Raw genomic sequence first — 25,739 nt, 5'->3', positions numbered from 1 at the left:
CATCCTGGGCCTGTTGTGGGCCTTGTGGTCGGTGCAGGCCCTGGTGCGTGAGCGGCAAGAGCGCCAGGGCGAGGCCAAGCGCAGCGTCGCCAACAGCCTGGCCACCAGCCAGACCTTGATGGGCCCAACCCTGGCCCGCCGTTGCACCGAGACCTGGGTGTCCGGCCAGACCGAAGGCAAAGACCCCCGGCCCGTGCTCACCACCGCAACACGCGAACTGCGCTTGGCCCCCACGGTGCTGAAGGCGGACGCCACCGTGGACATGACCCCGCGCCATCGCGGCATGTTCAAGGTCAATGGTTACCGGATGAGATCAGGGCTGGCGGCCAAGTGGGCCGATGTGCGCGGCCTGATCGCCCAGGCCGAACACCCCGGCGGCGAAGTCAAGTGCGAGGCCCCATTCCTGTCTGTGGCCTTGAGCGATGCGCGCGGCATCCGCGTGGCCGAGATGCGCCTGCAAGGCCAGTCCCTGCCCATCCTGCCCGGCAGCGGCATGGCCAAGTACCCGCAAGGATTCCAGGCCCCGGTGTCGGCCGACCTGCTTGAGCGACCTGGCCCGTGGCAGGTCGATTTGAACCTGGAGATCGCTGGCACGCAATCGCTGTCACTGGCCCCGGTGGCCAACACCACGCAAGTCACCTTGAAAGCCGACTGGCCACACCCCTCGTTCGGCGGCCGCTTCCTGCCCACGGACCGCCAGGTGGACGAGCGTGATTTCAGCGCCAGCTGGAAGGTCACCTCCCTGGCCAGCACAGCCCAAAGCGCCTTCACGCGCGATGCCCCCTTGTGCCCCGCCTGGTTCAAAGGCGACCCGGTGGAATACGCCACCCGCACCAGCGAAGGCGGCAGCGAGCAAACCGGTTGCATCGAAGCCTTTGGCGTGGCCTTCGTGGACCCGGTCAGCCCCTATGTGCTGAGCGACCGCGCCACCAAGTATGGCCTGCTGTTCATCGTGCTGACCTTCGTGGGCGTGGGCCTGGTCGAGGTGCTGCGCAGCCTGCGCGTGCACCCCATCCAGTACCTGCTGGTGGGTGCTGCCCTGACGGTGTTCTTCCTGCTGCTGGTCAGCCTGTCCGAGCGCCTGGCTTTTGGCATCGCCTACGCCATGGCGGCCGGGGCCTGCACCTTGCTGCTGACTTTTTACGGCAGCTTTGTGCTGCACGGCTGGCGCAGCGGCCTGGCCTTTGGCGCAGGCATTGCTGGCCTGTTCGGCACGCTGTATGCGTTGCTGCAACTGGAGCAGAACGCCCTGGTGCTGGGCTCGGGCCTGCTCTTCCTGGTGCTCACCGCGATCATGGTCAGCACGCGCCGCCTGGACTGGTATGCCCTGATGGCGCAGATGCGAACCCAAGCCAACACGCCCATCGCCGACCAGGCTTGATGCCTTCATGCTTGATGTGCATCAAGCACCCGCAGCCCCGGCCTGGTTAGGCTGGGGCCATGGCCCCTTTCATGACTTCACTCAGCCCTTGGCGGCGTGGCGAGTTGCTGGCCCTGCTGGCCACCATCCCCGCCTTCTACATGGCCGCCTTGTCCACCCACCGCCTGGTCTGCGCGGCCTTGTACCTGGTGGGCTGTGCCGCCTGCACCCTGGTCATCTTCCAGGAAGGGCACCACGCGAGACAGCACGGCCCGTGGGCCAAACGGTATGCCCATCATCAGCTGTCTGGCGTCCTGGCGGGTGCCTTGCTGCTGTCGGCCATCCTGCCCTTGGGTGAACAGCTGGACGTGTTGGGTGTGCGCCTGGCCACGGCACTCCTGATCATCCTGCGGTGTGGCCAATCGCTGTGGCCCCGGTTCTGGCGAGGCGGGCTGGCCCACCTGCTGACCCTGGCGGTCGGCATCCTGGGTTTGTGCGGCATGGGCTTCTGGTGGCTGGAGCCGCAAGCGAAAACCTTTGGAGATGGCCTGTGGCTGGCCTTCACCACCGCCGCCACCGTGGGTTATGGCGACATCGTGCCCACCACCCCCGCCGCCAAGATCTTCGCCGTGTTCGTGGTGCTGATGGGCTTTGCGGCCTTGTCGCTGGTCACTGCGGCCATCGCCGCCATGTGGGTTCAGTCAGAAGAAAGGCGCATTGAAGACGAGATCTTGCGCGACCTGCATCTGCAGATCAAGGGCCTTCGTGATGATCTGGCCGCCATGCGGCATGCCGCCAACCGGTGAAGCGCAAACCTGTAGGCCGAGGCCTACGTGAAATGCGGGCGCCTGCTGATGGGCCAGTGAACTGCTCGTCGTTACATTGGGCTTCCAGAAGGAGCACCAATCATGTCATTTGCACTTTACCTCGTCGGCTTTTTGCTGATCACTGGCGGCGTCGCCTGGGGCTTGGTGGTGGCGGGCGTGCCTCACCTCTATGTCGGCATCGCTTGTCTGATCCTGTTGGGATTGGGCATCGTCACTGGCGTGTCCAAGACACGCGCTCGGGATTCATCGAGCTGACCACACGGTCTTCAACATAAGGCCACAAGGTCAGCGCGCCAATGCCTGCCGCCGCCACCGCCGCGATCAGCACCGCACCCGCTGCAACGTCCTTGGCACCTTTGACGGCCAGCGCGTATTGGGGTGACACCACGTCACACACGAATTCGACCGCCGTGTTCATGGCCTCGGCCCCCCACACCATGGCCATGGCCAGCAGCAACCAGCGCCAGTCAGCGGCACTCACGCCACACCACCAGGCCAGCCCGGCCACCAGCACAGAAGCGATCAGGTGCAACCAGGCGTTGTGCTGCGTCTTGAGCATCAAGGCGAGCCCTTCCAAGGCGTAGCCAAAACTCTTGATGCGGGCAGCGAGTGTGAAATGGGGTCTCATGGCTGGTCATCCTGTCTTGGGGTCAAACGCCATGCCTGAGCCTGGTCGGCGCGGCCAAAACTGCTCATCCACCAGGCCTTGAAACCCAAGGCCGCACACCAGGTGGCGGCCATCAACACGCAGCAAGCCATCAGTGCACCTCCAGCGGGCTCACGCTCAAACAGGTCCGCCCCAACAGCGGCACCACCAAGCACACTCGGCCCTGCGCATCGGCCTGAACCTGATTCACGCCAGCGGCCTTGACGCGATAGCGCGCGTGCGCCCGCAGGCCCGACACCGTCATGCGTTGGACACCATCGCCCAGCCCGCCGTACAGCACCGCCTGCAGCGAACCAGTGAGCGCATCGGCATGGGCCGAGGCCACCAGCACATCGGGGTAGCGCAGGCCTTCCAGCCTGGGGCCGCTGCCTTCCTCGGCACCAGCGGTGACCAGTGATGGGGTGGTGATCAAGCGCCTGAAGCCATCGCGGACACCCGCCAGCGTCATCAGCTCAACCCCATGCGCCCAGACCGATGCCTTGGCCCGGTGGATGACGCCATCCTTGAGCGTGCTCGGGCACTCGTCTTCCAAGGCGGCCAGGCAATGGGCGGCCACGGACTCGTCACCCAGTTCGACGGCGGCCAAGGCCGTGGCGGCGTAGGCGCTGGCCCTTGAGAAACCATAGTTCCCCGTGTCGATGGGCCAGAACGCACGGCGCCTGAAGTGGCCACCGCCATCGAACAAGCGGCGCCTGAGCAGGAGCCATTGGCGGCGCGCCAGATCGGGCGCCAGTGCATTCAGAAAATAGCAGGGCATGGCCAGCGGCATGACGCCTCCGATGGCCGGCAGGGCCAGACCCGTGCGGGCCGACCGGCAGGGCACGTAGCGGCCCATGCCATCCAGGAACTCCGCCTCCAGGTGGTGGCGAAATGCCATGGCATGGGCGCGCCACTCGCTCAGCCCGTGCTGGGCATCGTGGGCCAGCACGGCGCTGGCCCCCATCATGTTGCACAGGGGGTAGACCCAATTGGGCTCGCAAGCGATCAGGTAGTAGGGCGATGGCTGGTAGGCCTGCGTCAGGCTGGCCTTCAGAGAAGCGAAGTCGTGCGCATAGCTGTGCCCCCGGGGATGGGTGAGGCGCAGCGCACCCCGCTTTGAAAACTCGGTGCAGCCGGTACTGGCTTGAAACAAAGCCATTTGCAGCGCCACAAAGCCGGTGTACATGATGTTCTCTCGGGCCACCGGGTCCGGGTCGCCCCGCAGATTGCCCCAGCGATTTTCCAAAGCCCAGTAGGCCCAGACCCGGTGCTGCGCCTGCTTGTGCAACAGCTTGCGCTGGGCCTGCCTGGCGTACCCCGCCAAGGCCGGTGTGAAGCGCGCCTGCGTCAGGGCCAGGCCATAGCCCAGAAAGTTGAGCTGATAGCGCAAGGCTGCCGTCTGGAACTGATCGCGGTGCTCGAAGCCCGAGAAGGCTTCATCCGCTTGCAGGGCGCGGTCCAACGCGAAACGCAGGCGCTGCAGATGCGCCAACGACATTTCCGGCAGCTCACCCTGCCGTGGTGGGGGTGCCGTGAAGACCTGGTCGAGGCGCCCCCTTTGCTGGTCAAGGTAGGCATTGTCAAGGCGCCTTTGCCGGCGTGCGAACGCGAACCAGGCCAGCATCGTCAACGCCAGCACCAAGGCGGCCCAGCCCATCGACGCATACACCGCCTTGAGCAACCCGCTCTGGATGGCGCCATGGCGCATGCTAGCCGCCCACACGGCCGAGGTGAACCACACCACTGGCGGGGCCAGGACATTGCCCGTGCCAAACCAGATCAGCAAGGAGAAAACAAAGGCCCCCAGGCAGCTCAAGGCCGCCAGCCCATGCCCGATGCCGCTGCTGGTGCAAATGTCAGCATGCGCAAGGAAGCCTGCTCCTGGCCACAGCAGGCCCAGGCCGAAGATCTGCAGCGCATCCTGGGGGGCCAGCAGCAGCAAGGCCGAACCAAGCGCCACCAGTGTCAGGTAGGCGCCCAGCAGGCGCGCGAGTTGGCGCGTGGTAGCCGGGCCCCATGGCCGCGTGCACGGCGGCAGCAGCGCCAACTCATCCTCAACCGCACCCATGCAAGCTCACCCCTTTGCAAACCAGCCCATCAGTCAGTTCAGTCTGATGGGCGGGTGTGAGGTGACGATGAGGTGTGTGAAGTGGGGGTGAAGTGGGGGGGCGGTGGCCTGTTTTAGCTCAGCTGGCCAAGCCGCGCCCGCCCTTGCGCTGGCCCGTGCCGTACTCATTGGGTTGCCGCACGGCGCGGTGCACGTCTTCGCAGGTCATGCCGATGCCCTGTAAAAACTGGTCACGCAATTGCAGCACGGTGTCCACCGAGTCGTCTGGCGCGTCGATCAGGTAGCCCTGGATGCGCTCCATCTCTTCGATCTGGCTTTCACTGAAAGTGGGCTTGGCCCACAGTGGCAGCATGGCGCAGGCGGTGAAGCCCCAGGCCGAGGGGCGGTGATACACCTCCTGGGCCAACATCAGCTGGCTCAACTCTTCCAGGTCGCTGGCATCCAGGTCTTCGACCAGGCCATGTTCAATCACTTGGGCGGCCACCACGCGTGGCTCGGCCACGTCCATCACCACACGGCACATCAGCAAGTCGCCATGGGGGTTCAGGCGGTGTCGCCAGTGCCCCTGGTACAAGCAAGCCGGGGCAATCCGTTGATCGCTGTCTGACGATACATTGTCAAGCCAGTTCATGCGCCATCCTCCGTGAGATCGATCGGTTTCAGGAAGGTGACCCTGCGGCATTGCAAGGGCCACTGATGACCATCATGCAGAAATCGGGCCCACTTTGGTGGCTCAAATTGGCCTTGAAAACCCGATCCGGGGTTTTCCTGCAACGGGGCGGCACAAGTCCACGATCCGGCGATATGCTTTGTCTCCGCCATTCAAAGTTCGCTGTGCTTTTTGCTGTTGCCGCGTGATTGTTCGACGGGATACCGCTGGGCATTGATCACCATCTTGCGGCGGGCCGCGTCCATCAGATCGATGTTCAAGGCCGACGACAACTGCACCAGGTACAGCAGCACATCGGCCATCTCGAAGGCCACGGCCTGGCGCTTGTCGTCATCCAGCTGGTGGCTTTGCGCTTCGGTCAGCCACTGAAAGTGTTCCAACAATTCGCTGGCCTCCACCGTGAGCGCGCTGGCCAGGTTCTTGGGCGAATGAAACTGCCGCCAATCGCGCGCCTGGGCGAACTGGTTCAGGTCTTGGGCCAATTGTTGGATGGGGTCATTCATGTGTTCAGGCTTTGTCCGTGAAATCGTCGGCACATGCAGAATGCGGGTCACCCACATTCTCTGCCCATCCGTGACACCTTTCCAAGCCCTGCTCGATGCCATCGCCACCATCGAGCTGCCCACCGAGGCCCAGCGCGTCTTCCATGGCCGAGGCGGCTTGTTCCCAGGCTGCGAGCAGTGGTCGCTGGATTACTTCACGCCCGTCTGGCTGTTGACCAGCTTCGAGCCCGTGAGCGATGAGGATCTGGCCCCCATCCAGGCGGCCCTGGCGCAACGCTGGGACCAGATCGCCCCAGGCCAGCCCTTGAACCTGGTGCTTCAAACCCGCGACGATGCGCGAGCCGAGACCCGTCTGCTGGCCGGCGAGGTGCCTGATCCCCATGTGGTGAGCGCACAAGGGGCGGTGTATCGGGTGCACTTGCTCAGGGGCCTGAACCACGGGCTCTTCCTGGACATGGCCGAGGGCAGGCGCTGGGTTCACGAACACATCGCAGCCCGTCCGGGCCTGAAGAAGGTGCTCAACCTGTTTGCCTACACCTGCGCCTTCTCGATCGTGGCGCTGAAGGCGGGCGCCAGGCAGGTGACGAACATCGACATGAGCGGCGGCGCCTTGTCCATCGGCAAGCAGAACCACCAGCTCAATGGCCTGACCAGCGGCGCCCATTTTCTCCCGCACGACATCTTCAGTTCGTGGGGCACGATCAGCCGCCGGGGCCCGTATGACCTGATCATCCTGGATCCCCCAAGTTATCAGAAAGGCAGCTTCGTGGCCGAGAAGGACTACGCCAAGCTCATGCGCCGCCTGCCTGATCTGCTGGCCCCGGATGGGCATGCGGTGTTGTGCTTGAACTCACCCAGGCACGGCGCGGCTTTCTTGCAGGATCAGATGAAAGAGCTGGCACCTGAGCTGACCTTCGTGGAGCGGGTGGACAACCCAGCCGTGTTCGCGGACGTGTCCAGCGATCGGGCTTTGAAAGTGCTGGTTTACAAAGCTCCCTCGTTATGAAGATCTCCCAACGCGCCCAAGCCATCACCCCCTTCCTGGCCATGGAGTTCGGCAAGCGGGCCGCCGCGCTTGAAGCCGCTGGCCACCGCGTGATCCGACTCAACCTGGGCGAGCCCGACTTTGGCGCGCCACCGGCCGTGCGCGCCGAGCTGCAGCGCATCGCGGGCAGCAACCTGCCCTTGCCCTACACCGGCGCCCTGGGCCTGCCCGCCTTGCGTGAGGCCATCGCAGGCTTCTACCAACGTGCGCACGGCGTGAGCATCAGCCCCGAGCGCGTGGTGGTCACCGCAGGCGCCTCGGCCGCGTTGCTGCTGCTCACCGCCGCGCTGGTGGACCCGGGCGACGAGGTGCTGGTGGGCGATCCGTCCTATCCCTGCAACCGGCAGTTCCTGAGCGGCTTCGGCGCCAACGTTCGCCTGGTGCCCACCGATGCCGCCTCGCGCTTCCAGCTGGACCTGGCCACCGTGCAGCGCCATTGGAGCGCGCGCACCCAAGGCTTGATGATCGCCACGCCCTCGAACCCCACCGGCACCTCGGTGCCCACGGCCGAGCTGGCCGCCATCTGCGACTGGGCCAAGGCGCATGGGGCCTGGCGCATCGTCGATGAGATCTACCTGAACCTGAGTGATGTGGATGCGGCCTCCGGGCAGGCCGCACAAACCGCACTGGCCTTTGACGCGGGTGCTTGTGTGATCAACAGCTTTTCCAAGTACTTCGGCATGACCGGCTGGCGCCTGGGCTGGGCCGTGGTGCCCGATGAACTGGTGCCCGCGATGGAGCGGCTGGCGCAGAACTACTACATCTGCGCGCCGACACCAGCCCAGATGGCGGCGCTGGCCTGCTTCACGCCTGAGTCGATTGCGGTGTGCGAAGCGCGAAAGCAGGAGCTGGCCGAGCGCCGAGCATTGGTGCTCAAGGGCCTGGCAGACATCGGCCTGCCCGTGCCAGTGCCGCCGGATGGGGCCTTCTACGTGTACATCGATGTGAGCCGCACGGGGCTGGACGCGATGCGCTTCTGCGAGCGGGCACTGGATGAGGCGCACGTGGCCTTGACGCCAGGCCATGACTTCGGATCGTGTGGCGCGGCCAAGCATGTGCGCCTGTCGTACGCAGCTTCGCAAGCTGATTTGCGCGAAGGCTTGGCCCGGCTCAAGCGCTTCATGCTCACGGCTTAGATCGGCAGCAAGGGCGCCACGAAATCCCGGTCAACCGCCAGGTTCTGGGCCGCCAGCTTTTGATACGCCTCGGAGACCGGCAGATCCAGTTGGCCCTGCTCGATCGCACCCCAGAACCGATGTGCCGCTTCGGCCGCCAGGGCCCACACATCGGGCTTGGCGCCAATGGTGCTGAGCTTGGGCGTGATGGGTGTCAAGCTGGGGTCCACACCGCCGCCGATGGACGCATAACGCATGGGCAGGATGTCGTAGGCTGGCGCAATGCCGCTGTATTCGCCGTCTTCACCCAGCAGCACGGAGATGTTCTCGAAGTGCCGGTCGGTGTTGCCGATGAGCTCGCTGAAGGCGGCCATCACGTCCACATGCAGGGCGTCTTGCGCCGACAAGTACCTGGCTTGCACGCAGCGCGCCGCGAACTCCGACCAGGTGTCTCGCGCGCCAAAGAACTCGTCATCGATGGCGCCCGCCGACAGCATCCCCACACGCCCATGCGCACCGATCCGGTCGAAGCGTTGCACCTCCAGGAAGACGTAGTCGCTGGAGGCCAGCAACTGGGTCTTTGACGCGGGCACGCCAACGGCCTCCAATGACCGCAGCGCCAGGTGCTCGAAAGGGAGCAGCTCCGCCATGCGGCTACCCCGCCTGGCGAACTTCACAATGACATGGCCCAGGTCTTCCGCCAGGCTGAGGAACTTGGGTTGCTCACCACCCGCGCTGGAGCCATGGGCCGAATCCTTGAGCTGGTTCGCCATGTCCACGTAGTGGGCCAGCTTCTGCGCAGGGGGCAGGGGTGCCAGCTTGCGGAAGTCCATCTCCCGCTGCAGCGAGGCGGTGCCGTAGACCAGGTTGCCCGCCAGGTTCAGCCCGCGCGTGAACAGGTAGGCCACGCGGTGGTCGTCGCCCCAGTCCTTCAGGCTCTCGGGGAACTGCGTGTCCACCGCGGACGCGGCTCTGGCCACTTGCCGCCCCAGGAAGCCGGAGGGCGCCGAAAAGGCCATGTAGGGCGGCAGACCTTCGTACAAGGTGGTCTGCGCGGTGGTTCGCTCCAGGGTCGCGCCCCCGGTCAGGAACTCGACCTCGGCGAAGGTTTCCATGGTGCCGGTGTTCGAGATTCTGAAAATCGATTGACGGGGGTTGAGGCCGCCAGGCAGGTTGCGCAGGCGGCCGTACTTAGGGGTTCGATCGCCTGACACCCTGAAGGTGGTGAACAAAGCAGGGAATGCCTGAATAGTTCGCGACAGGGTAGGTTGGCTGATGCTCAGCGCCTCCATCAATTCCCTGGCCGAGCGAGGGCCGAAGCGCATGGCGCGCTCCAATGCCTTGATTCGCTGGGAATTTTCTTGCTCAGATGCCGACGGCATGGCTTAATGAATAAATCATGAATAGTTCATTTTATTCTACAAAGTGAATTTAGAGTGCGCTATTGCAACCTCCGGTCCCTTGCATGACCAACCACACCACCCACTGACATGCAACGTGCGTGGATAATTGATGCAAAATAAGCGCCAATTGAGGCCAAAAATGCATCGATCACTTGCCACCGTCCTGCTGCCCGAATACCGCCGTCGTGTGCTCGGCCTGCTGCTGCTGCGCCCCGACGAGGCCCTGCACGGGCGCGAGATTGCGCGCCGAACGGGCCTGGCCGCAGGCACGGTAACTCGGGAGCTCACCAAGCTGGCCGAGGTTGGCTTGCTGCGGCGCGAGAAGCGCGGCAACCAACAGGTTTACAGCGCCGACAAAACCTGCCCCGTTTTCACCGAGCTGGCCAGCATGCTGCGCAAGACCTCCGGCATGGCCGATGTGCTGGTACAGGCCTTGGCCCCGGCCGCGCCTCACATCCGCGTGGCGTTTGTATTTGGTTCAGTCGCGCAAGCACGCGAAACCACAGGCAGTGACATCGACCTCATGGTGATCGGTGATGTGGACTTCGTGCAAACGGTGGAACTGCTTTACCCCGCACAAGCTGACTTGGGCAGAGAGGTGAATCCCAAAGTGTTTTCTGCGGGCGAGTTTTCGCAGAAAGCTGGGGCTGAGCCGTTTTTGCGCGATGTGCTGTCCAAACCCAAAATATTCTTGATCGGGAGCGAGCATGAGCTTGCAGAACTTGCTGGGCATCAGCCTTGACACCATCGCGCCTGACAAGGCTCAAGTGGCCAAGCTGCTGATCGCCGCACAGCGCAACATTGACGATGCGTCAGCTTGATGGGCTGAGCGCCGAGAACCGCTTTGACGCCGCCTACAAAGCGATCATGCAATTGGCCATGCTGGCCCTCAACGCCAACGGCTTTCGCACATTGACCAGCAAACCAGGCCACCACCAGACGGCCATTCAAACACTGACGCTGACCGTGGCCTTGCCCACCCAGAAAGTCATCGTGTTGGATGCGCTGCGCAAGCAACGCAACCTGGCGGATTACTCTGGTGACTTGGTGCCTGACTCAGCGGTGGCTGCGTGTATTGCGGGTGCCAAAGAGTTGCACGCACATGTGATGGCTTGGTTGGCGGCTAACAAACCCGGGTTGCTGTGAGCAGCATGCAGGCAGCGATCAGCAGTCGGGCCAATGCGGTCATTTCCATCCAGCAAGGGCCCGGCGGAAGGCGTTTGCTTTAATGACTGGTAAAGCCATTAAAGCAATCTTTAACATGGTGCTGCGCTTTTAAAGTGCGCTTTCCTGCTCCTCATTCATCCATGACCCGTCAAATCAAACAAGCCTTGCTTTTGGCCCTGCTCTCGCTGCGCGACATGCTGGCCTCGGCTGGCCCCGTGCTGCTGCTGGCCCTCAGCCTGCTGGCCGCCACCTACTGGTGGCTCGACCCGCAACCCCCGCGCACCGTCACGCTGGCCACCGGGCCGGCAGGCACTGCCTATGCCGATTTCGGCCAGCGCTATGCCCAGGCCTTGGCGCGTGACGGCATCCGCGTGAAGCTGCTCACCACCGACGGCACCGTGGGCAACCTGCAAGCCCTGCGCGAGGGCCGCGCCGACGTGGCCTTTGTGCGTGGCGGCAGCGGCGACATGAGCCACGATGCCAAGGTCGGCATCATGTCGCTCGGTGCGCTGTTCTACGAGCCGCTGTGGATCTTCTACCGCCCGGCGGCGGTCAAGGGTGCGCCGAGCAACAAGGACGTGGCCTCTGCCGTGGCACTGACCTCGCTCACGCAGCTGCGTGGCTTGCGCGTCAACATGGACCAACCCGGCAGCGGCGTGCCCGAGCTGATGAACCGCCTGCTGCAAGCCAACGGCCTGACACCCGACGAAGTCATCGCCAGCGACATGACACCGGAAGCCGCCGCACAAGCCCTGCAAGCTGGCCAGATCGATGCCCTGGTGCTGGTGACCGCGCCCGAGTCGCCGGTGGTGCAGCGCCTGCTGCAAGAACCCGGCATCACCCTGGTCGACCTGCCCCAGGCGGATGCACTGTCCCGGCGCTTCCCGTTCATGCAAACGGTGACGCTGCCACGCGGCATGGTGAGCCTGGCCCGCAACCAACCGCCCGAGAGCATCGGCCTGTTGGCCACCACCACAGCCTTGCTCACGAGTGAAGACACGCACCCTGCCTTGCGCCAGCTGTTCGCGCAAACGGCCCAGCAGATCCATGGCGACTCAGGCTGGTTCAATGGCGCGCGGGATTTTCCGAACACCCGCACCAGCGAGCTGCCCGTGAGCCCCGAGGGTGATCGCGCCATCAACGGCACGCCGCCGTTCTACCAGCGCTACCTGCCCTTCTGGGCCAGCAATCTGCTGGAGCGCATGTGGCTGGTCATTGGTGGTTTGATCGTGTTGCTGCTGCCCTTGTCACGCGTGGTGCCGCCGCTGTACACCTACCGCGTCAGGCGCCGCGTGTTCCGCTGGTACGAGCGCTTGCGGCAGGTGGAGGCGCACATGGAAGATGGTGATGCCGAGACCAGCGAGTTGCTCAACGAGTTGGATGAGCTGGACCGCGTGGCGGCGCAGATCACCGTGCCACTGGCGCATGCGGACGAGGTGTATGCGCTGCGGAACAACATTGAGAAGACGCGGAGGCGCTTGTTGGCGAGAGCCCAAGGATCACCGAGGACTTAAGCCCCCATCAACACGGCCACTGCCTCATCACGCAGCCAAGGCCCGTCAACCCGGATGGGTGGTTGCGTTGCGGCCAAGGCCTGCGCACAGCGCATTGGCAGCGAGGGGCCCCCCAAAGCCGCTTCAATGTCTGGCGTGGTGGCGGCATAAACCACACGCCGGATGCCCGCCCAGAACATGGCCCCAGCGCACATGGCGCAGGGCTCGCCACTGGCATAGACCGTGGCCCCTGTGGTGGAAGACTCGCCCAGGGCCTGGCGAGCTTCCCGCACCAGCACCACCTCGGCGTGGCCCGTGCAATCAGCTGAAGTGAGCTGATTGTTCTGGGCCACCCACAGCAAGCGCCCGTCTTTCACCAGGCTGGCGCCAAAGGGCATGTTGCCCGCCGCGCGGGCTTGGCGCGACGCCTCGATGGCGGCACGCAAGTGGGTGCGGTCGTCGTCGCTGAACGGGTCGTTGGAATGCTCGGTGGCGGTCATGGTCAGATCTCGTCGATGGCGGTGCGGCGCGCGGCGGGCGTGTCACCGTCGATGGAAAAGCGGTCGCGGGTTCGCACATAAAAGCTGGCGCCAAAGCGCGCGACCGGAAAGTACTCTTGCAAGCGCACACGCCAGGTCTCGGTGTCGACCAGGCCTTCGCGCACCCGCAGCCACTGCACCCGCCCGAAGAACACGTGGCGGCTGTCATTGTGCAGGTGCTCGTGCAGCACGCATTCAAACGCCACCGGGGCCTCGGCGATGCTGGGCACCATCAAGGTTCGCGAGGGCACGGCGGTCAGGCCCGCCATGTCGAGCTCGCTCACCTCGGCAGGCGCCTCGGTGGCGCAGGCGTGCATGGCGGCGGCCAGCGCTTCGTCGGGCAGGTGCACCACGAACTGGCCATTGGCCAGGATGTTGGTGGCCGTGTCTTTCTGGCGGCCCTCGCTGTTGTGGTGGTTCACACTCACCATCACCAGCGGCGGGTCTTCGCCCACCATGTTGAACATGGAGAACGGCGCCGCGTTAACCACGCCTTGCGCGCTGAGCGTGGTCACCAAGGCAATGGGGCGCGGCACGATCAGGCTGGCCATCAGCTTGTAGCGCTGGTGCGTGGTCAGGGCCGGAAAGTCGATGTGCTGGGCAGTCATGCGGTCAGGTCCTCGTGTTCATGGCAGCTTGCCGTCCACACCTTCCACGTACCACTTCATGCCCCACAGCTCGCTGTCCGAGATGGTCTGGCCGGCGGCGATTTTCAGGGCGCCGGCCTGGTCCTTCACGGGGCCGCGGAAGGGGTGGAACTGGCCGGCCAAAATGGCGGCCTTCTTGTCGTTGAAGAGCTTGGCCACGTCTGGCGGTACCACCGGGTTCAACGCAGGCAACTCGATCATGCCCTCCTTCATGCCCCACTTGGTGTCTTCGGCCTTCCACTGGCCGACCAGGGCTTGGCGCACCTTGTGCACGTAGTACACGCCCCAGTTCACGGTGTTGGCCGTCAGGTGGGCCTTGGGCCCGAAGGCGCGCATGTCCGAGTCCTGTCCAAAGGCGTACAGCCCCTTGGTCTGCGCCAGTTGCACGATGGCGGGCGAGTCTGTGTTTTGGTAGAACACATCGCACTGCTGCCCTGAGAGCGCCATGGCCGCATCACGCTCGCGCGCCGGGTCGTACCAGCTGTTGATCCAGACCACCTTGGTGCGCACCTTTGGGTTGACGCTGCGCGCCCCGTGGGTGAAGGCGTTGATGTTGCGCAGCACCTCGGGGATGGGGAACGAGGCCACGAAGCCCAGGTTGTTCGTCTTGGTCATGCGGCCGGCCACCATGCCGATCAGGTAAGCGCCTTCGTAAAATCGCGTCTGGTAGATGCCCACGTTCTTGGCCATCTTGTAGCCGGTGGCGTGCTCGAAGATGACGTCCGGAAACTCCTGGGCCACCTTCAACGTCGACTCCATGAAGCCAAAGGAGGTGGTGAAGATCATGGTGCAGCCATCCATCACCAATTGGCGGATGACCCGCTCGGCGTCGTTGGACTCGGGCACGTTTTCCACGAACACGGTCTGGACCTGGGCGCCAAAGGTTTTCTCGACCAACTTGCGGCCCAGGTCGTGCTGAAAGGTCCAGCCCACGTTGGACACCGGGCCCGGGTAGATGAAGCCAATCTTCAAGGGCTTGGCGGCCGCGCGTGCGCTGAGCGGGGTCAGGGCCCCCAGGGTGGACAGGGCAGGCGCGAGGGTGCCCAGGGCGGTGGCTTGCAGCCATTGGCGACGTTTCATGGAGACTCCTGTGACAAAGTGGTGCACAACCTCACGTACACCTTAAACAATATTCTTGTATACGTGATTGCCATAAACTGCATGCAATGACCATGCCCGGTGGTTCTCACCACGGTGGTGCGCCCCGGTTTCCAGGGCACAATCAAGCGCATGGGTTTGTCACAAAAGGCCGATATCGCCTACCTGGCCTTGCGCCAGGCCATCATGGAGCAGGCGCTCACCCCCGGCACCAAGTTGCCGGAAGACCCCTTGGCCGAGCAGTTTGAGATCAGCCGCACCTTGGTGCGCGCGGCCTTGGCGCGCCTGGCCTCCGAAGGGTTGATCGAGGTGGGCAACAAGCGCACCGCCACCGTGGCCCAGCCCAGCCTGGACGAGGCCCGGGCCGTGTTTGAGGTGCGGCGTTGCCTGGAGGCCGAGGTCGTGCGCCTGGCCTGCGAGCGCTGGCAGAGCGCCTGGCGCGCACCGCTGGAAGCGCATGTGCGTGAAGAGCAGGCGGCGGCCAAGGCCGGTCAGGCCAATGTGTCGATCCGCTTGGCGGGCGAGTTCCACATCCAGCTGGCCCGGCTGAGCGGCAACCCTTTGCTCACGCGCTACCTGTCCGAGGTCACTACGCGCTGCTCCCTGATCTTGGCGGTTCATGGGCGCCCGCATTCGTCGGACTGCGCGGTCACGGAGCACCGCGCCTTGATCGACGCGATGGCCCGCGGTGATGCTGCGACGGCCGTGAAGCTGATGGCAGAACACCTGGAGGGCATCGAGGCCCGGGCCCTCATCCCGCGCACCGTGCGCTCGGACCAGGACCTGGGCAGCATCCTGTCGCAGTACGCGCAGGCGGTGGGGACGCCTTCGCGCTAGCGCCAATGGAATATTACCGAAAGAAGCTGAGATGCCTTCCCGCCAACCCTCCCTGATCCGCCGCATCCTCTGGCTTTTGGCGGGGCTGTTGTTCATTCTGACCTTGATCCTGGCTTGGCAAACCTGGCGCTTCCCTTCGCGGCAAATCGAGGTCGAAGCCCGGCCAGGCGTGGCGGTTGATGCCGCAGCGGCAGCAGGGCGCTTGAGCGCCGCCGTCCAGCTGCGCACCGTGTGGTCGGCCACCGATGCCAACGCGGCCGCCTTCGAAGCCCTGCGCCAGCTCATCCAGACCAGCTATCCCGCTGCGCACGCCGCCTTGACGCAGCAGGTCATCGGCAAGCACGCCTTGCTCTACACCTGGCCGGGCACCGACCCACAAGCCAAACCCATCGCCTTGCTGGCCCACCAGGACGTGGTGTCCGTGGCGCCAGGCACCGACAAGGACTGGCAGGTGCCGCCCTTCTCGGGCGCGATCCAGGACGGCTTCGTGTGGGGCCGTGGCGCCTGGGACGACAAGTCCAGCGTGATGGCCATCCTGGAAGCGGTCGAATCCTTGCTCAAAGCCGGTTTCAAACCGCGCCAGACCATTTACCTGCTGTTCAACGCCGATGAAGAAGTGGGTGGCGATGAGGGTGCCGCGCAGGTGGCCAAGATGTGGCGCCAGCAAGGCGTCAAGCTTGAGTTCCTGCTGGATGAAGGCCTGGTGATCACGCACGGCTTGGTGCCCGGCGTGAAGGCGCCGGTGGCTTTGGTGGGCCTGTCGCAGAAGGGCTACCTCACGCTCAAGCTCACCGCCAAGGGGCAGCCGGGCCACTCCAGCCAACCGCCCAAGCGCCATGCGATCGGGGTGCTGGCCGAGGCCTTGCAGCGCCTGGAGGCCCACCCTTTGCCCGGCCGCCTGGAAGGCTTGCCCCGCGAAATGATGGAGTCGGTGGCGGCCGAGGCGAGCGGGCCGATGCGCGTGGTGCTGAGCAACCTGTGGCTGACGCGGCCTTTGGTTGAGCGCGAACTGGCCAAGACACCGGCTGCCGATGCGATGCTGCGCACCACGGCCGTGCCGACCATCTTGAACGCCGGTGAGCTGGAGAACGTGGTGCCGGGGTTGGCCTCTGCCACCATCAACTACCGACTGCTACCGGGCAACACCAGCCAGGATGTGATCCAGCACGTGCAGCAGGTGGTGGAAGGCCTGGACGTGAGTGTTGAGCGCCATCCCAAGAGTGCGGAGGCCGCGCCGGTTTCCAGCACCGACTCGAAGGCGTATCGGGCTTTGGCGCGCAGCTTGCGCGAACTGCAACCCGGCACGGTGGTGGCGCCGGGGTTGTTGATCGGCGGCACAGATTCGATCCATTTCACGGACCTGGCCGAGACCATCCTGCGCTTTCGGCCCATTCATGCCACAGCGAAGGATTTGCCGCGTCTTCATGGCACGAATGAGCGCATCGGCGTGGCGCAGTATGCAGAGATGATTCAGTTTTATGAGCGCTTGCTGCGCCATGTCAACGAGCGCTGAATCGAACCTGGAAGCGCGGCTTGATCACGTCGTGCGCATCGCCACGATCACGCCGGTTCACGGCCTGGATGCCGACCACGTATGGCAGCCCTTGCTGCGACAATCCGGGTGCTGCGTGGCTCAGGAGCTCTGGCCCGCCACACTGAGCAGCCCCGCTTCGGAGAACACGTGATGAAAATCGACATCGACGAGCTCACTTACGACCAGCTGATCGACCTGAACAACCGCGTGGTGGCCCGCCTGAAGTTCCTTGAACAGATGCAGGCCCACTCCGCCATGCTGGATTTCCGCATCGGCGAACAGGTGAGCTTCCACCCGCCCGGACACCCGGTGCTGACCGGCGTGATCGCCAAATACAACCAGAAAACGGTGACGGTGATCACCAGCAACGGACAGCAATGGAAGGTCTCACCAACGCACCTCAGCAAGGTGCCCGCGAAGGCCGAGCCCAGCAGCCGCGACAAGGGCAAAAAAACGCCCGCCAAGATCATCCTGATGCCCAAGTCATGACATCACCCAGCACCCCAGTGGCAATCAGTGCGGCCACCCCCACGCAAGCACTCAGCCCCGAGCAAAAGCGCTTCAACAAACTGACGCAGCAGATCGAGCAGGCGCGCGACAAGCTCGCGTGCTGGCACGAGAGCCTGCCCCCGTTCATCACCGCCATGAGGGAGCGCACGCTCCCGCTGGCCCAGGCTGCGCAGCAAACCCAAACCACCTGGGTTCATGAACTGGGTCGCCTGCTTGAGCAGAAGGGCTGGAACCAACGCGAGCGGGCCACGATGCAAGACCTGCTGTGCGAAGCGGCCTGGCATCTGCTTCAAGGGCAAGATGAACCCGACCCTGAGTTGCAAGCCCTGTACGACAAGCATGCCGACGACCCCTTTGGCGAAGCGCAGCAGCAAGACCACGAGGCCTTCATCGACATGGTCGAAAAGATGACGGGCGTGGACCTGGGTGACGACGCGATGGACCACCGCCCTGAAGAACTGCTGGAGCGCGCTCGCCAGAAGTTGGCAGAGAACGCAGAGCATCAGCAGGCCGACAGCCAGCCCACCAAGCCGACCAAACCCAGCAAAGCCCAGGCCAGGAAGCAAGCCGAGCTCGAACTGACGGCCCAATCCTTGCGCGACATCTACCGCAAGCTGGCCAGCGCACTGCACCCAGACCGAGAACCCGACCCGGACAAGCGCGCCGCCCGCACCGCCCTGATGCAACGTGCCAACCAGGCCTATGACCAGAAAGACCTCCTGGGCCTGCTGGCCCTGCAGCTGGAGACGGCGCAGATCAACCAGCAGGATCTGGCCCTCACGGCGCCTGCGCGGCTCAAGCTCTACAACAAGGCCTTGGCAGAGCAGCTTGCTGACATCCAATACCAGCTCAGGCACCTCGAATACAACTTCCGCATGGATTTCAATGTGCCGCCCACCGTGCCCCTGCACCCGAACAAGCTGGTCAAGGTGCTGGACATGCAGGTCAAAGAGCTGCGCCTCTCACACGTGAGCCTGGAACAAGATCTGCAAGCCTTCCAGGACAAGCAGGCTACCAAGCGCTGGTTGCGGCGGGAGATGGCGCGGTTCGAGATGGAGGCCATGTCAGGCGACTGGTTCTGAGTGGGCCAGATTGACACGTGGCTCTCGTCATGATCCAAAATAGACGCTATTTTAATCCGAATTAGACGCCACATTAATCCATAATGGACGATGCTGAATTCATGAGTTCATTGCCATGAGTGCCTCATCGCCGAACCCACCAGTCTCCGCCAAGCTGCTGTACCCCCGCCATCTCGCATCCCCCCTGCAAGAGGCGCTTCTGGACACCCCAGCCGTGCTCGTCAATGGCCCGCGCCAGTGCGGCAAGACCACCCTGGTACAGCAGCTCGCAGGCGACATGGCCTACTACACGCTGGACGACACCACGCTGCTGGCCGCCGTCCGGCAAGACCCTTTGGGCTTTGCACGCCGACTGGACCGCGCCATCATCGACGAGGTGCAACGCGCCCCCGAGTTGCTGATGGCGCTCAAGTTCGTCATCGACCAGGATCGCCGCCCCGGCCGCTTCTTGCTCACCGGCTCGGCCAACCTCATGGCCTTGCCTCAGGTGGCGGACAGCCTGGCTGGCCGCATGGCTGTGCATACCTTGCTGCCCCTGTCGCAAGCCGAACTGCAACGGCGCCCCAATGACTTCCTTCAACGCGCCCAGACACAAGACTGGCCCACACAGGTCGTGCCCCCCGGTACCATCAGCCCCGACATCGTGGCCGACGTGCTGGCCGGCGGCTACCCTGAGATGCGCCAGCGCACCACCCCCGCTCGCCGCCAGGCCTGGGCGAGGGCCTACATCCAGGCCCTGATCGAACGCGACGTGCGCGACGTGGCCCACATCGAGCACCTCAGCCAGATGCCGCACTTGCTGGCCATCGCGGCGGCGCACTGCGGCCAGTTGTTCAATGCATCGCAAATCGGCGGGCAACTCGGGCTGGACAGCAAGACCGTCGACAAGTACCTGGGCGTGCTGGAAAAGCTCTTCCTTGTCCAGCGCCTGCCCGCCTGGAGCCGCAACGAACTCAATCGCCTGGTCAAGACCCCCAAGATGCATTTCCTGGACGCGGGCCTGCAATCCACCCTCGTTCGGCTCACGCCCGAATTGATCGTCACCCAACGGGATCGCTGGGGCGCCACGCTCGAAACTTGGGTCCACGCCGAGCTGCGCAAGGCCATGAGCCGGCACCCTGGTGACTGGTTCATCTCGTACTACCGTGACAAGGACCAGGTCGAAGTGGATTTCATCCTCGAGTCCCCACTGCGGCAAGTCATCGGCATCGAGGTCAAGGCCGCGGCCTCCGTGAACGCCAGCGATTTCAAAGGACTCAAGAAGCTGCAATTGCTGACGGGCGAAGACTTCATCTCCGGCCTGGTGCTGTACAACGGCGACCAGGCGCTGTCTTTCGGGGACGGCATGTGGGCGGTTCCTTTTGCCGCGCTTTGAGCGCCGTGCCAACCCATCTATCTTCGTTCATTGACACGAAAAATGGCGTTGCGGCGTCATGGGCCGTGGTCTTCACTTCAATGAAGCGTTCACGTCCATCCGGTTCAAACGACAGCACGTCGTAGCCTAAGCCGTCGCCCAACTCCTCGGCCACATGCTTCACCTGCTCTGACAGTTGCCCAACACCCAGCTCAGCCAATCGCCATTGCTCATATTGAACGATGAACAACTCACCCGCGGTGCCCAATGAGCGGTTGCGTGCCTCTCGTTCAAAGTAGTCACGCTTGATAGCGCGGCGTTGATAAATGGGGCGTACCTCTTCGGCTTTTAGCTGACGCTTGGGCGGTTCAGAACGGATGCCCTGATAGACGACTGACTCGGGTACTTCCGCAGGTCTGTCCACCGCCAATCCTGCCGCTTTTTCAAGCAATGGCAGGTACGCAACCTGTTCGGTCACGACATCAACAAGGCCATCCCTTTGAAAATTGGAGCGTGGTTTGTAGCCTTGCAGAGAAGGAAAACCCAGCTCGATCATCACGGCACTCAGGTTGGCGCGCTTGAACTCAATGGAGGCTTTGCTCCGGTCGTTGAGTAAGGGCATCAAGGATCGTGCACGTTCAGCCTTGTTGTACTTTTGTCCAGCTAACTCCTTCGTCAGCATCTGCAAATAGTCAGCAACGATCAATTCATTTTCATGGCGCGTCCATACGCGGTCCTTGTTGGACGCGGATGCAGCACCCACGTCCGTGAGGTCAAAGCCCAGGCCCCTCAACAGCTTGATCACCGTGGCTTCGCCACCTGAAAAATCTTGCGGCCGCAAAGGTCCCTCATTGGGAAAATGAAGGCCATGCGCGGCACCGACAATGGCTTTGGCATCGCATGCTTGTCCAGTTGTGGGATGCGCGATGAAGAAGTCTTGTGCGGGACCAAATCGGTATTTCTGAAGGAACGCGTCTCGGCCAATGCGGCTGAACTCATCCAACGCAGCGTCTACCGACCACCGACTCAGTTTGCTTATTCCGCTTGCCACTGTCACTCCAACACCATCAAGCACTCAGCACACCGCATCCAATGCCGATTTCACCCTATCGACAATGACCGAACGCCCACTTGCTGACAAAACAAGGTCTCGGTTGGCGCGTGTCATGCCAACGTAAAGCAGCCTCACCTCATCGTCCAGAGCCTCGCCCTTGTAGGGCAACGTTTGCAATGCCAGGATGAACACACTCGTGAACTCCAGTCCTTTGGCACTGTGCAAGGTCACCAGTTTGACGCTGGGCCTGCGCCAGTCAAATCGTCTGAATCCGTCAGCGTTCATGGACTGGAACGCTACACGGTGTTTGGACAAGGCCCGCTCGAGTGGTGCCATCTGGTATCGGGTTCGACACAAAACGGCAATCTCATCGAGTTCCTGACCGTCAGCCACCAAGGTGGCAATGCGGTGAGCCACAAGCTCTGCCTCCTCATTCGGCGACTTAGCCTCAATCAACACGGGCATCGGACCAGCTCGCCCTGCCGACGCAGGCATCACCGTGGCGGTATCGCTGTCGTCCAAGCCCTCTTGCAGCAGCGTCTGAGCACATCGAACAGCCAGGTTGAGAATCTCAGTCGTATTGCGATAGTTCAACCTCAATATCTGAGTACGCCGCCGTTGCGCATTGATGCCCACACTGGCGAAGGTAAATTTGCTGCGCCGCTTCTTTTGATAGATTGATTGAGCGTCGTCGTACAGCACCAGAAGGCTGTTGGTGCTTGGGTCAATCAGCTTGGTGGACAAGCGCAGCCATGCCTCTTCGAAATCATGCGCCTCATCGATCAACAAGGCCAGGTACTGCCCTGAAGGAATCAAGCCGGTGGCCAAAGCTCGGTCCACTGATTGAGCCAGCACTTCATAGTAATGGGGCGACTGACGGCGGTCTGCGGGCACATTGACTTGGTAGGTGCGGACCATGTCTTCACACCAGGCGTGAAAGGTCCGCACTTGAACGCGCTGCTCATCCACGCCACGCTTTCGCAGTACGGCATCAATGCGCCCCGCCAAAGCACGGTTGTAGCAAAGCACCAAAATTGGTCTACCCGGCTGGGCTGCTGCCGCCAATTGCTGCGCACGAAAGATCAGGATCATCGTCTTGCCCGACCCGGCGGCACCATGGATGACACGGTGGCCTTCGCCCAGGGTCCGGGCGATTCGCTCCTGCTGGAGGTCCATCACCTGCATCAGGTCCGGCAGGGGAGCCAAAGCTGATGCCCCCGCATCATCGCCATCAGCCGTCAGTGATGCTTGTGCTGGCACCATGCGCACCTCGGGGAAGAGGTGCCAACGCACACGATCACGCTGCGGCAGACTCAGCGTGTGGGGATAGCTGACCGAGAACATACCCCACAGCCGCTGCTGAAATACGCCCGGGTCCATCGCCTCATCCAGGTCATCCCGTAGCAAGGTTTTGTGCTCGGGGAAGACCTCGCCAAAGTCATCGCCCACATCGGCTCGCTTCATGTTGGAGAACGCAAGGCCCCAGCCGTACGGGAACAGGAGCTTGCCCTGAAACGGCCCGGCGGGATGAATCAACTGGGCATCCATTTGCATGAGGTTGACCAATTCCATGGCGTAGTCGCGCACCTTGCGCAAGGGATTGGCGTCAGTCACCAAACCCCTGTCCAAGGTCAGCTCGACACGGTCTTTGGTGGCTGAGGCCAGCGTGCTGCGCTTCCAGTCCTTGACTTCCAACAGCAATACACCCCAGCGGGGGCTGAGGATCACAAAATCGGGTTGAAGCGCCTTCGGCCCCACGGGGATGTCATGCCAGACGAGGTAGTCGTCTTCCAGGCAGCGTTTAATCTGGTTGAGCACCCGGCGCTCACCCGGATTGCACCGCTTATCAACGTGGCTCAGGCCTTGGGGAAACAACGCCATGGGTCATTGCTTGTTGGGTTGATCCCAGGGATTGAGCAGTTCAACCCCCGTAGCTTCAAAATCCGCCACATTGCGCGTCACCACGGTCATGCCGTGAACCAGGGCCGTTGAAGCAATGAGCATGTCCCGCTCGGCACCAGGATTGGGCACATGCAACTTGGCACAGCGCATTGCCACGGCCGTGTCCACCCGCAAGGTGCGATCAGCAAAAGCAGGCAGCACGTGCGTGGTCATCCACGTGCGGAGCAGCGCGCCTTGATGGGCATCTTTCCGCTCCATCAACAAGATGCCCGTTTCCAACTCCAGCACCGTGATGGCGGATATGTACAAGGTTGAGGCCGCAACGCTCTGCGCCCATTCAACAACCTGTGGATGCGCTTTCCCCGATTTGGCTTTGCGCAATTCGGAGACGACGTTGGTGTCCAGCAAATACATCAGCTGAAATCGGCCGGCTTGTACAAGGGGCCATTAACGCGGGGCGCGTCAAACTCAATGTCATCATCGCCTGGCATGGCCAGCAAATCGACAATGCTGGCCTGCTGGCCCGTGAGCTGCTGATACTGTTCGATCGTCAGCAAGACATGCGCAGGACGCCCCCGGTCGGTGATGATCACGGGGCCGTTTTGAGCCGCTTTTTTAGCGCCGCTGGCGTCCTGGTTGAACTCGCGGCTGGACAAGGTTGTGATGGTCATGCCTGCACCCCTTTCGAGAATGTAGGCACGTTACTACATCAAACTTGAAACGTCAAACGTCAATGTTCGCCGCCCGCAGGGCATTGCTCTCAATGAACTCCCTGCGCGGCTCAACCTCATCGCCCATCAGCATCACGAACACCCGATCAGCCTCGATCGCGTCTTCAATCTGCACGCGCAGCAAGCGCCGCACGGTCGGGTCCATCGTGGTCTCCCACAACTGCGATGGGTTCATCTCGCCCAGCCCCTTGTAGCGCTGGCGGCCCACGGTGTTCTCGGCCTGCGTGATCAACCAGGCCATGGCCTCGCGGAAGTCCTTCACGCGCGCTTCCTTCTGGCGATCGCCTTCACCGCGCTTCACCACCGAATCAGCGCCCAGCAACCCATTGAAGGTCGTGCCCGCCGTGCTCAGCGCCGCGTAATCGGCGCCGTGCATGAAGTCGGCCGTGATGATGCTGCTCTTCACGTTGCCGTGATAAATGCGGCTGATGCGCAGCACGTGCTTGTCGGTGCGCTCGTCGAACTCGGCGGTCACTTCGGCGTCGTGCAGCCCGGCCTTCAAGGCCACGGCGCTGGCTTCGGCTTGCTCCAGGGTGTCCAGGTTCAAGGTCAGGCCGTTGGCCATGGCGCGCAAGGCATCCACGTCCATCCACTTGCTCAAACGGTTGACCACGTCATTGGCCAGCACATAGGCCTTGGCCAGTTCCACCAAAGGCTCGCCGCTGATGGCGGGCTTGCCGGCGCCAGGCTCGATCAAGGCCGTGTCCAGCGCCACCTTCATCAGGTAGGTGTCCAGGTCGTGCGCATCCTTCAGGTACTGCTCGTGCTTGCCATGCTTGACCTTGTACAGCGGCGGTTGCGCGATGTAGATGTGGCCACGCTCGACCAGCTCGGGCATCTGCCGGAAGAAGAAGGTCAGCAGCAGGGTGCGGATGTGCGCGCCGTCCACGTCGGCGTCGGTCATGATGATGATGCGGTGGTAGCGCAGCTTGTCCGGGTTGAAGTCATCCGTGCCGCCACCCTTGCCAATGCCCGTGCCCAGCGCCGTGATCAGCGTGATGATTTCATTGCTGGTCAATAACTTTTCGTAGCGGGCTTTTTCCACGTTCAGGATCTTGCCGCGCAGGGGCAAAATCGCCTGGAACTTGCGGTCGCGGCCCTGCTTGGCAGAGCCACCGGCGGAGTCACCCTCCACGATGTAGATCTCGCACATCGCCGGGTCTTTTTCCTGGCAGTCGGCCAGCTTGCCGGGCAGGCCCATGCCATCCAACACGCCCTTGCGGCGCGTCATTTCACGGGCCTTGCGGGCCGCTTCACGCGCCCGCGCGGCTTCCACGATCTTGCCGCAAATGATCTTGGCGTCGATCGGGTTCTCAAGCAGGAAGTCGGTCAACAGGCGGCTGACGATGTCTTCCACCGGGGCGCGCACTTCAGATGACACCAGCTTGTCTTTGGTCTGGCTGCTGAACTTGGGCTCGGGCACCTTCACCGACACCACGCAGGCCAGGCCTTCGCGCATGTCGTCACCGGCCACTTCCACCTTGGCCTTCTTGGCCAGGTCGTTGTCTTCGATGTACTTGTTGATGACGCGGGTCATCGCGGCGCGCAGGCCGGTCAGGTGGGTGCCGCCATCACGCTGGGGGATGTTGTTGGTGAAGCAGAGCACATTTTCGTTGTAGCTCTCGTTCCACTGCATGGCCACTTCAACACCCACGTTGGTGCCGAATTCAGAAATCTTGTCGCCCTGGGCGTGGAACACCGTGGGGTTGAGGATCTTCTTGCCCGTGTTGATGTACTCCACAAAGCCTTTGACCCCGCCGATGTAGGCGAAGTTGTCTTCCTTGTTGTTGCGCTCGTCGACCAAGCGGATCTTCACGCCGTTGTTCAAAAACGAGAGTTCGCGCAGGCGCTTGGCCAGGATCTCGTAGTGAAAATCGATGTTGTTGAAGATCTCGTCGTCGGGCAGGAAGTGCACCTCGGTGCCGCGCTTCTCGGTCTCACCGGTGATGCGCAGGGGGCTGACTTCAAAGCCATCGCGCATCTCAAGCAATCGGTCTTGCGGGATGCCTTGCTTGAACTCGATCAGGTGGGCCTTGCCATCGCGGCGGATGGTCAGGCGCAACCACTTGCTGAGCGCGTTCACGCAGCTCACGCCCACGCCGTGCAGGCCGCCCGACACCTTGTAGCTGTTCTGGTTGAACTTGCCACCGGCGT

The 25,739-nt window shown here is 63.0% G+C and carries 27 protein-coding genes; 14 read left to right on the top strand and 13 right to left on the bottom strand.

What is annotated here, in order from left to right; all coding sequences use genetic code 11:
• The 3 genes from creD to Q7V20_RS16560 all read left to right on the top strand — a co-directional run.
• On the top strand, window positions 1-1,381 hold a 1,381-nt coding region (gene creD, locus Q7V20_RS16570), incomplete at its 5' end, for a cell envelope integrity protein CreD (RefSeq protein WP_304793598.1).
• Between the two features lie 71 nt (window positions 1,382-1,452).
• Window positions 1,453-2,166 carry a potassium channel family protein gene (locus Q7V20_RS16565; protein WP_304793595.1) on the top strand — a complete coding sequence of 238 codons (714 nt, stop codon included), beginning with the start codon at window positions 1,453-1,455 and terminating at the stop codon, window positions 2,164-2,166.
• A 102-nt stretch (window positions 2,167-2,268) separates the two neighbouring features.
• Window positions 2,269-2,442 (top strand): hypothetical protein, encoded by a 174-nt coding sequence (locus Q7V20_RS16560; RefSeq protein WP_304793592.1) that lies wholly within the window; start codon window positions 2,269-2,271, stop codon window positions 2,440-2,442.
• Here the strand turns inward: Q7V20_RS16560 and Q7V20_RS16555 are convergent.
• The 4 genes from Q7V20_RS16555 to Q7V20_RS16540 all read right to left on the bottom strand — a co-directional run bounded on the left by Q7V20_RS16555 (window position 2,399) and on the right by Q7V20_RS16540 (window position 6,074).
• Window positions 2,399-2,815 carry a diacylglycerol kinase family protein gene (locus Q7V20_RS16555; protein WP_304793589.1) on the bottom strand — a complete coding sequence of 139 codons (417 nt, stop codon included), beginning with the start codon at window positions 2,813-2,815 and terminating at the stop codon, window positions 2,399-2,401. The genes Q7V20_RS16560 and Q7V20_RS16555 overlap by 44 nt on opposite strands.
• Before the next feature lie 130 nt (window positions 2,816-2,945).
• On the bottom strand, window positions 2,946-4,901 hold the full coding sequence (locus Q7V20_RS16550) for a hypothetical protein (RefSeq protein ID WP_304793587.1): 1,956 nt from the start codon (window positions 4,899-4,901) through the stop codon (window positions 2,946-2,948).
• Between the two features lie 118 nt (window positions 4,902-5,019).
• Window positions 5,020-5,532, bottom strand: coding sequence for a hypothetical protein (locus Q7V20_RS16545; protein WP_304793584.1), 513 nt, complete (start codon window positions 5,530-5,532; stop codon window positions 5,020-5,022).
• A 191-nt stretch (window positions 5,533-5,723) separates the two neighbouring features.
• Window positions 5,724-6,074, bottom strand: coding sequence for a nucleotide pyrophosphohydrolase (locus Q7V20_RS16540; RefSeq protein WP_304793581.1), 351 nt, complete (start codon window positions 6,072-6,074; stop codon window positions 5,724-5,726).
• Between the two features lie 70 nt (window positions 6,075-6,144).
• On the opposite strand from Q7V20_RS16540, the gene Q7V20_RS16535 reads away from it, so the two are divergent.
• A complete protein-coding gene (locus tag Q7V20_RS16535) occupies window positions 6,145-7,080 on the top strand; it encodes a class I SAM-dependent methyltransferase (RefSeq protein ID WP_304793579.1) in 936 nt (311 codons plus the stop codon).
• Entirely contained in the window at window positions 7,077-8,255 is a 1,179-nt protein-coding gene (locus Q7V20_RS16530; RefSeq protein WP_304793576.1) for an aminotransferase class I/II-fold pyridoxal phosphate-dependent enzyme, read from the top strand. The genes Q7V20_RS16535 and Q7V20_RS16530 overlap by 4 nt, the downstream gene beginning before the upstream one ends.
• Here Q7V20_RS16530 and Q7V20_RS16525 read toward each other — a convergent pair.
• Window positions 8,252-9,559: a HipA domain-containing protein gene (locus Q7V20_RS16525; protein WP_304793573.1), complete on the bottom strand. Its 1,308-nt coding sequence runs from the start codon at window positions 9,557-9,559 to the stop codon at window positions 8,252-8,254. The genes Q7V20_RS16530 and Q7V20_RS16525 overlap by 4 nt on opposite strands.
• A gap of 217 nt (window positions 9,560-9,776) precedes the next feature.
• Here Q7V20_RS16525 and Q7V20_RS16520 point away from each other — a divergent pair, with 217 nt between their 5' ends.
• The 3 genes from Q7V20_RS16520 to Q7V20_RS16510 all read left to right on the top strand — a co-directional run bounded on the left by Q7V20_RS16520 (window position 9,777) and on the right by Q7V20_RS16510 (window position 12,318).
• Entirely contained in the window at window positions 9,777-10,379 is a 603-nt protein-coding gene (locus tag Q7V20_RS16520; RefSeq protein ID WP_304793570.1) for a MarR family transcriptional regulator, read from the top strand.
• A gap of 65 nt (window positions 10,380-10,444) precedes the next feature.
• Window positions 10,445-10,783, top strand: coding sequence for a DNA-binding protein (locus Q7V20_RS16515; RefSeq protein WP_304793568.1), 339 nt, complete (start codon window positions 10,445-10,447; stop codon window positions 10,781-10,783).
• Window positions 10,784-10,944: 161 nt separating this feature from the next.
• A complete protein-coding gene (locus Q7V20_RS16510) occupies window positions 10,945-12,318 on the top strand; it encodes a TAXI family TRAP transporter solute-binding subunit (RefSeq protein WP_304793565.1) in 1,374 nt (457 codons plus the stop codon).
• On the opposite strand, the gene Q7V20_RS16505 is transcribed toward Q7V20_RS16510, so the two are convergent.
• From Q7V20_RS16505 to Q7V20_RS16495, 3 genes are read right to left on the bottom strand one after another with little or no spacing between them, the layout of a single operon-like run.
• The gene (locus Q7V20_RS16505) at window positions 12,315-12,797 is read right to left on the bottom strand and encodes a nucleoside deaminase (RefSeq protein WP_304793562.1); all 483 of its coding nucleotides are present in this window, start codon (window positions 12,795-12,797) and stop codon (window positions 12,315-12,317) included. The genes Q7V20_RS16510 and Q7V20_RS16505 overlap by 4 nt on opposite strands.
• 2 nt (window positions 12,798-12,799) lie before the next feature.
• A complete protein-coding gene (locus tag Q7V20_RS16500) occupies window positions 12,800-13,444 on the bottom strand; it encodes a flavin reductase family protein (protein WP_304793559.1) in 645 nt (214 codons plus the stop codon).
• An 18-nt stretch (window positions 13,445-13,462) separates the two neighbouring features.
• Window positions 13,463-14,563 carry a BMP family ABC transporter substrate-binding protein gene (locus tag Q7V20_RS16495; protein WP_304793556.1) on the bottom strand — a complete coding sequence of 367 codons (1,101 nt, stop codon included), beginning with the start codon at window positions 14,561-14,563 and terminating at the stop codon, window positions 13,463-13,465.
• Window positions 14,564-14,713: 150 nt separating this feature from the next.
• On the opposite strand from Q7V20_RS16495, the gene Q7V20_RS16490 reads away from it, so the two are divergent.
• The 6 genes from Q7V20_RS16490 to Q7V20_RS16465 all read left to right on the top strand — a co-directional run bounded on the left by Q7V20_RS16490 (window position 14,714) and on the right by Q7V20_RS16465 (window position 19,919).
• Window positions 14,714-15,418: a GntR family transcriptional regulator gene (locus tag Q7V20_RS16490; protein ID WP_304793553.1), complete on the top strand. Its 705-nt coding sequence runs from the start codon at window positions 14,714-14,716 to the stop codon at window positions 15,416-15,418.
• Between the two features lie 31 nt (window positions 15,419-15,449).
• Window positions 15,450-16,931: a M20 family peptidase gene (locus Q7V20_RS16485; RefSeq protein ID WP_304793550.1), complete on the top strand. Its 1,482-nt coding sequence runs from the start codon at window positions 15,450-15,452 to the stop codon at window positions 16,929-16,931.
• Entirely contained in the window at window positions 16,915-17,103 is a 189-nt protein-coding gene (locus tag Q7V20_RS16480; protein WP_304793547.1) for a hypothetical protein, read from the top strand. Before Q7V20_RS16485 ends, Q7V20_RS16480 begins: the two co-directional genes overlap by 17 nt.
• Window positions 17,103-17,441, top strand: coding sequence for a hypothetical protein (locus tag Q7V20_RS16475; protein WP_304793544.1), 339 nt, complete (start codon window positions 17,103-17,105; stop codon window positions 17,439-17,441). Before Q7V20_RS16480 ends, Q7V20_RS16475 begins: the two co-directional genes overlap by 1 nt.
• Window positions 17,438-18,544 carry a J domain-containing protein gene (locus Q7V20_RS16470; protein WP_304793540.1) on the top strand — a complete coding sequence of 369 codons (1,107 nt, stop codon included), beginning with the start codon at window positions 17,438-17,440 and terminating at the stop codon, window positions 18,542-18,544. Before Q7V20_RS16475 ends, Q7V20_RS16470 begins: the two co-directional genes overlap by 4 nt.
• A 115-nt stretch (window positions 18,545-18,659) precedes the next feature.
• Entirely contained in the window at window positions 18,660-19,919 is a 1,260-nt protein-coding gene (locus Q7V20_RS16465) for an ATP-binding protein (protein WP_304793537.1), read from the top strand.
• On the opposite strand, the gene Q7V20_RS16460 is transcribed toward Q7V20_RS16465, so the two are convergent.
• The 5 genes from Q7V20_RS16460 to Q7V20_RS16440 all read right to left on the bottom strand — a co-directional run.
• Window positions 19,834-20,901 carry a DUF3883 domain-containing protein gene (locus Q7V20_RS16460; protein WP_304793534.1) on the bottom strand — a complete coding sequence of 356 codons (1,068 nt, stop codon included), beginning with the start codon at window positions 20,899-20,901 and terminating at the stop codon, window positions 19,834-19,836. The genes Q7V20_RS16465 and Q7V20_RS16460 overlap by 86 nt on opposite strands.
• Before the next feature lie 72 nt (window positions 20,902-20,973).
• The gene (locus Q7V20_RS16455; protein WP_304793530.1) at window positions 20,974-22,833 is read right to left on the bottom strand and encodes a 3'-5' exonuclease; all 1,860 of its coding nucleotides are present in this window, start codon (window positions 22,831-22,833) and stop codon (window positions 20,974-20,976) included.
• A gap of 3 nt (window positions 22,834-22,836) precedes the next feature.
• Complete coding sequence (locus Q7V20_RS16450; RefSeq protein WP_304793601.1) at window positions 22,837-23,271, bottom strand: type II toxin-antitoxin system VapC family toxin; 435 nt, start codon at window positions 23,269-23,271, stop codon at window positions 22,837-22,839.
• Window positions 23,268-23,525, bottom strand: a complete 258-nt coding sequence (locus Q7V20_RS16445) for a type II toxin-antitoxin system Phd/YefM family antitoxin (protein WP_304793527.1) — start codon at window positions 23,523-23,525, stop codon at window positions 23,268-23,270. Before Q7V20_RS16445 ends, Q7V20_RS16450 begins: the two co-directional genes overlap by 4 nt.
• A 52-nt stretch (window positions 23,526-23,577) precedes the next feature.
• Window positions 23,578-25,739 (bottom strand): DNA gyrase subunit B (locus Q7V20_RS16440; protein WP_304793524.1); only part of this gene is annotated, 2,162 nt, incomplete at its 5' end.

Origin of the sequence: Aquabacterium sp. (assembly GCF_030652515.1) — a bacterium.
Classification (GTDB): Bacteria; Pseudomonadota; Gammaproteobacteria; order Burkholderiales; family Burkholderiaceae_C; genus Aquabacterium.
The sequence above is the reverse complement of the archived record's forward strand: the minus strand, read 5'-3'. Positions and strand labels throughout refer to the sequence as shown.

Coding starts and splice junctions, on each gene's coding strand:
- Q7V20_RS16545 (WP_304793584.1), bottom strand. CDS start 5,532: ATGAACTGGCTTGACAATGTATCGTCAGACAGCGATCAACGGATTGCC.
- Q7V20_RS16540 (WP_304793581.1), bottom strand. CDS start 6,074: ATGAATGACCCCATCCAACAATTGGCCCAAGACCTGAACCAGTTCGCC.
- Q7V20_RS16525 (WP_304793573.1), bottom strand. CDS start 9,559: ATGCGCTTCGGCCCTCGCTCGGCCAGGGAATTGATGGAGGCGCTGAGC.
- Q7V20_RS16470 (WP_304793540.1), top strand. CDS start 17,438: ATGACATCACCCAGCACCCCAGTGGCAATCAGTGCGGCCACCCCCACG.
- Q7V20_RS16520 (WP_304793570.1), top strand. CDS start 9,777: ATGCATCGATCACTTGCCACCGTCCTGCTGCCCGAATACCGCCGTCGT.
- Q7V20_RS16495 (WP_304793556.1), bottom strand. CDS start 14,563: ATGAAACGTCGCCAATGGCTGCAAGCCACCGCCCTGGGCACCCTCGCG.
- Q7V20_RS16500 (WP_304793559.1), bottom strand. CDS start 13,444: ATGACTGCCCAGCACATCGACTTTCCGGCCCTGACCACGCACCAGCGC.
- Q7V20_RS16555 (WP_304793589.1), bottom strand. CDS start 2,815: ATGAGACCCCATTTCACACTCGCTGCCCGCATCAAGAGTTTTGGCTAC.
- Q7V20_RS16505 (WP_304793562.1), bottom strand. CDS start 12,797: ATGACCGCCACCGAGCATTCCAACGACCCGTTCAGCGACGACGACCGC.
- Q7V20_RS16565 (WP_304793595.1), top strand. CDS start 1,453: ATGACTTCACTCAGCCCTTGGCGGCGTGGCGAGTTGCTGGCCCTGCTG.
- Q7V20_RS16490 (WP_304793553.1), top strand. CDS start 14,714: ATGGGTTTGTCACAAAAGGCCGATATCGCCTACCTGGCCTTGCGCCAG.
- Q7V20_RS16530 (WP_304793576.1), top strand. CDS start 7,077: ATGAAGATCTCCCAACGCGCCCAAGCCATCACCCCCTTCCTGGCCATG.
- Q7V20_RS16475 (WP_304793544.1), top strand. CDS start 17,103: ATGAAAATCGACATCGACGAGCTCACTTACGACCAGCTGATCGACCTG.
- Q7V20_RS16465 (WP_304793537.1), top strand. CDS start 18,660: ATGAGTGCCTCATCGCCGAACCCACCAGTCTCCGCCAAGCTGCTGTAC.
- Q7V20_RS16560 (WP_304793592.1), top strand. CDS start 2,269: ATGTCATTTGCACTTTACCTCGTCGGCTTTTTGCTGATCACTGGCGGC.
- Q7V20_RS16455 (WP_304793530.1), bottom strand. CDS start 22,833: ATGGCGTTGTTTCCCCAAGGCCTGAGCCACGTTGATAAGCGGTGCAAT.
- Q7V20_RS16485 (WP_304793550.1), top strand. CDS start 15,450: ATGCCTTCCCGCCAACCCTCCCTGATCCGCCGCATCCTCTGGCTTTTG.
- Q7V20_RS16550 (WP_304793587.1), bottom strand. CDS start 4,901: ATGGGTGCGGTTGAGGATGAGTTGGCGCTGCTGCCGCCGTGCACGCGG.
- Q7V20_RS16480 (WP_304793547.1), top strand. CDS start 16,915: ATGTCAACGAGCGCTGAATCGAACCTGGAAGCGCGGCTTGATCACGTC.
- Q7V20_RS16510 (WP_304793565.1), top strand. CDS start 10,945: ATGACCCGTCAAATCAAACAAGCCTTGCTTTTGGCCCTGCTCTCGCTG.
- Q7V20_RS16445 (WP_304793527.1), bottom strand. CDS start 23,525: ATGACCATCACAACCTTGTCCAGCCGCGAGTTCAACCAGGACGCCAGC.
- Q7V20_RS16515 (WP_304793568.1), top strand. CDS start 10,445: ATGCGTCAGCTTGATGGGCTGAGCGCCGAGAACCGCTTTGACGCCGCC.